We start from the raw sequence: 5,148 nt of genomic DNA on the forward strand, positions 1-5,148 counted from the left end.
AACCAGGTTGAGGGAACCTTTGGGCGCCTCCGTTACTTTTTGGGAGGCAACCGCCCCAGTTAAACTACCCACCAGGCACTGTCCCTGAACCGGATTACGGTTCGAAGTTAGACATCCAGAGTGACCAGAGTGGTATTTCAACAACGACTCCACGAATACTGGCGTATCCGCTTCACAGTCTCCCACCTATCCTACACAAGCCACACCGAACACCAATACCAAGCTGTAGTAAAGGTCACGGGGTCTTTCCGTCCTGCTGCGCGTAACGAGCATCTTTACTCGTAATGCAATTTCGCCGAGTTCGCGGTTGAGACAGTTGGGAAGTCGTTACGCCATTCGTGCAGGTCGGAACTTACCCGACAAGGAATTTCGCTACCTTAGGATGGTTATAGTTACCACCGCCGTTTACTGGGGCTTAAATTCTCCGCTTCGGCCGGCAAAACCGGCCTAACAGGTCCTCTTAACCTTCCAGCACCGGGCAGGCGTCAGTCCGTATACATCGACTTACCGTCTTCGCACGGACCTGTGTTTTTAGTAAACAGTCGCTTCCCTCTATTCTCTGCGGCCACATCACGCCGTCCGCCGTAAAGGCATAGACATGACGAGGCCCCCCTTCTCCCGAAGTTACGGGGGCATTTTGCCGAGTTCCTTAACCACAGTTCACCCGATCGCCTTAGTATTCTCTACCTGACCACCTGTGTCGGTTTGGGGTACGGGCCACACAACCACTCGCTAGAGGCTTTTCTCGGCAGCATAGGATCACCAACTTCCCCACTACGGGTACGCATCACGTCTCACCCTTCAATTGCGGTCCGGATTTACCTGGACCACGGGCTACACGCTTACACCACCATCCATCAGGTGGCACGGCTACCTTCCTGCGTCACCCCATCACTTGGCTACTACCAGATCAGGTCCCCTGCATCCACAACCAGACACCACCCGAAGGTGATGAAAGGATGCTTCAGGAGGGTTAGTATCACTGATTCACCATGGGCGCGATTGTGCGGGTACGGGAATATCAACCCGTTGTCCATCGACTACGCCTGTCGGCCTCGCCTTAGGTCCCGACTCACCCTGGGAGGATTAACCTGGCCCAGGAACCCTTGGTCATCCGGCGGAGGAGTTTTCCACTCCTCATTCGCTACTCATGCCTGCATTCTCACTCGTGTCCACTCCACCACAGGTCACCCCGCAGCTTCACAGCCGAACACGACGCTCCCCTACCCAACCAGCCACAAGGACTGATTGCCGCGGCTTCGGCGGTATGCTTGAGCCCCACTACATTGTCGGCGCAGGACCACTCGACCAGTGAGCTATTACGCACTCTTTCAAGGATGGCTGCTTCTAAGCCAACCTCCTGGTTGTCTTCGCGATCCCACATCCTTTTCCACTTAGCATACCCTTAGGGGCCTTAGCCGGCGATCTGGGCTGTTTCCCTCTCGACTACGAAGCTTATCCCCCGCAGTCTCACTGCCGTGCTCTAACCTCACCGGCATTCGGAGTTTGGCTGATGTCGCTAAGATGATAGTCCCGCTAAACCAACCAGTAGCTCTACCTCCAGGAGGAAACACACGACGCTGCACCTAAATGCATTTCGGGGAGAACCAGCTATCACGGAGTTTGATTGGCCTTTCACCCCTACCCACAACTCATCCCCTCAGTTTTCAACCTAAGTGGGTTCGCGCCTCCACAGAGTCTTACCTCTGCTTCACACTGGCCATGGGTAGATCACTCCGCTTCGGGTCCAGGACACGCCACTAAACACACTAGTTAGTATTCGCTTTCGCTACGGCTACCCCACACGGGTTAACCTCGCGACGTGCCGCTGACTCGCAGGCTCATTCTTCAAAAGGCACGCCATCACCCCACAAAGAGGCTCTGACGGATTGTAAGCACACGGTTTCAGGTACTATTTCACTCCCCTCCCGGGGTACTTTTCACCATTCCCTCACGGTACTATCCGCTATCGGTCACAGGAGGTATTCAGGCTTACCGGGTGGTCCCGGCAGATTCACAGCAGATTTCACGGGCCCGCTGCTACTCGGGGACAAACGCAACCAACAGGCCATGGCTTTCACGTACCGGGCTCTCACCGTCTACGGCAGGCGATTCCACGCACTTTCCGCTAACCACAACCACTGTCGGCGCACAGCTGGCAGACCATGCACGCATAAACCCCACAACACCACACACGCAACCCCTGCCAGGTATCACACGCATGCGGTTTAGCCTCATCCGCGTTCGCTCGCCACTACTAACGGAATCACAATTGTTTTCTCTTCCTACGGGTACTGAGATGTTTCACTTCCCCGCGTAACCACCAACCAGACTATGAATTCATCTGGCGGCGACCGCCCATAACGACGGCCAGGTTTCCCCATTCGGACACCCTCGGATCAACGCTTAGTTGGCAGCTCCCCGAGGCATTTCGCAGCCTCTCACGTCCTTCATCGGCCTCCTGATGCCAAGGCATCCACCGTGTGCCCTTACAACACAACACACAAAACGACCAAACAGAATAAACTGTTGGAACAAATCTACAGAAAAATCAAGATGCTCGCGTCCACTATCCAGTTCTCACACAACACCAACCACCACCACCAACCAGACAACAAGCCCAGCCGGCAACGATGACCGCAACAGGAAAAAACCACAACCCACCAACCACACCAAGGACCAAAGCCCCACGCGTGACAGCAGGCGGTGTCTTCCCAGACACCCGACAGCGCACCGATGCACCACACACATTCATGTTGACGACCGCACCATGCGGCCAGCAAGCGTCCACCCAAAAAATGCGGCCCGCCACCAGCTCCACAGGAACCTACGATGACAAGCCGACTTCAATAATAAAAGCTCCTTAGAAAGGAGGTGATCCAGCCGCACCTTCCGGTACGGCTACCTTGTTACGACTTCGTCCCAATCGCCGATCCCACCTTCGACAGCTCCCCCCACAAGGGTTGGGCCACTGGCTTCGGGTGTTACCGACTTTCATGACGTGACGGGCGGTGTGTACAAGGCCCGGGAACGTATTCACCGCAGCGTTGCTGATCTGCGATTACTAGCGACTCCGACTTCACGGGGTCGAGTTGCAGACCCCGATCCGAACTGAGACCGGCTTTCAGGGATTAGCTCCACCTCACGGCATCGCAACCCACTGTACCGACCATTGTAGCATGTGTGAAGCCCTGGACATAAGGGGCATGATGATTTGACGTCATCCCCACCTTCCTCCGAGTTGACCCCGGCAGTTTCTCACGAGTCCCCACCATTACGTGCTGGCAACATAAGACAAGGGTTGCGCTCGTTGCGGGACTTAACCCAACATCTCACGACACGAGCTGACGACAACCATGCACCACCTGTATACGAGCCACAAGGGAAGGACCATCTCTGGCCCGGTCCCGTATATGTCAAGCCCAGGTAAGGTTCTTCGCGTTGCATCGAATTAATCCACATGCTCCGCCGCTTGTGCGGGCCCCCGTCAATTCCTTTGAGTTTTAGCCTTGCGGCCGTACTCCCCAGGCGGGGCGCTTAATGCGTTAGCTACGGCACAGAAGTCGTGGAAGACCCCTACACCTAGCGCCCACCGTTTACGGCATGGACTACCAGGGTATCTAATCCTGTTCGCTACCCATGCTTTCGCTCCTCAGCGTCAGTTACTGCCCAGAGACCCGCCTTCGCCACCGGTGTTCCTCCTGATATCTGCGCATTTCACCGCTACACCAGGAATTCCAGTCTCCCCTACAGTACTCAAGTTATGCCCGTATCGCCTGCACGCCCGGAGTTAAGCCCCGGAATTTCACAGACGACGCGACAAACCACCTACGAGCTCTTTACGCCCAGTAATTCCGGACAACGCTCGCACCCTACGTATTACCGCGGCTGCTGGCACGTAGTTAGCCGGTGCTTCTTCTCCATCTACCGTCAGAAAACCTTCGTCGATGGTGAAAGGAGTTTACAACCCGAAGGCCGTCATCCCCCACGCGGCGTCGCTGCATCAGGCTTCCGCCCATTGTGCAATATTCCCCACTGCTGCCTCCCGTAGGAGTCTGGGCCGTGTCTCAGTCCCAATGTGGCCGTCCACCCTCTCAGGCCGGCTACCCGTCGCCGCCTTGGTAGGCCATTACCCCACCAACAAGCTGATAGGCCGCGGGCCCATCCCACACCGAAAAACTTTCCACCACACCCTCACGGTGCGGTCCTATCCGGTATTAGACCCAGTTTCCCAGGCTTATCCCGAAGTGCGGGGCAGGTCACCCACGTGTTACTCACCCGTTCGCCACTCGTGTACCCCAGCAAGCTGGGGCCTTACCGTTCGACTTGCATGTGTTAAGCACGCCGCCAGCGTTCGTCCTGAGCCAGGATCAAACTCTCCACAAAAGCTAATTCAGTGAAAAGCCCAAAACCGGCAAAAAACAAACGACAAACCAACCACCAAAGCGGTCAGCCTGGCATTCATTATCCGAAAAACACGCGCACCCACCCCGACAGGGTGAAGGAGCAGGCACGCGAAAAATTGGTTAAATTTTCAAGAGCAACCAGAAACTCCTGGCACTCGCCTTAAAAATCAACACAAAAAATAGTACATCGGCACACTATCGAGTTCTCAAAAAACACCAGCACACCCTCCACAACCGGGCACTCCCGGCCGCTTCAAGCAGCAAGAGAAGAACTTAGCACATCCGATTTCAACCGCGCAAACGGCTTCGACCGGATCGTTTCAGGTCTTCCCCCAGCGCCAGCTTCCGTGTCGCCTTGCGGCGTCGGCCTCGCTGACTCCCAGAACATTACACACGCCGCCGAGAACAACGCAAAACGCCACGTCAACCCACGGAAAGCACGCCCAGTGTCACGTGCCTCCGGCAGTCATCCGCCGATCATCGGGCCCTACTGCGCCCCAGTTCCCCGCTACCTTCGCCCCGCGCGCCCCCACCCAACGACTTTCCCGCCGCCACGGCCGAAGCACCGAGCACGGCACCGGAGATGACGAACACCGTCGCCACTCCCGCACTCGCCGCAAGGGCACCGGCGGCGGCCGGCAACGCGACCTGCGCCAGACGATTGCCCATCAATCGCACGGACAACGCGATCGCCTTATCCGTGTCGGGCACCAGCGACGACACCCATGTCATGGTCATCGGC

General features: G+C 56.6%; 2 rRNA genes. Both read right to left on the minus strand.

The window, feature by feature from the left end:
* Positions 1-2,503: ribosomal RNA gene (locus tag ACWGUG_RS18475) — 23S ribosomal RNA — on the minus strand; the annotation flags it as partial.
* A gap of 364 nt (positions 2,504-2,867) precedes the next feature.
* Positions 2,868-4,386: ribosomal RNA gene (locus ACWGUG_RS18480) — 16S ribosomal RNA — on the minus strand.
* Positions 4,387-5,148 lie beyond the last annotated feature (762 nt).

It is taken from the genome of Microbacterium sp. NPDC055455 (assembly GCF_053619935.1).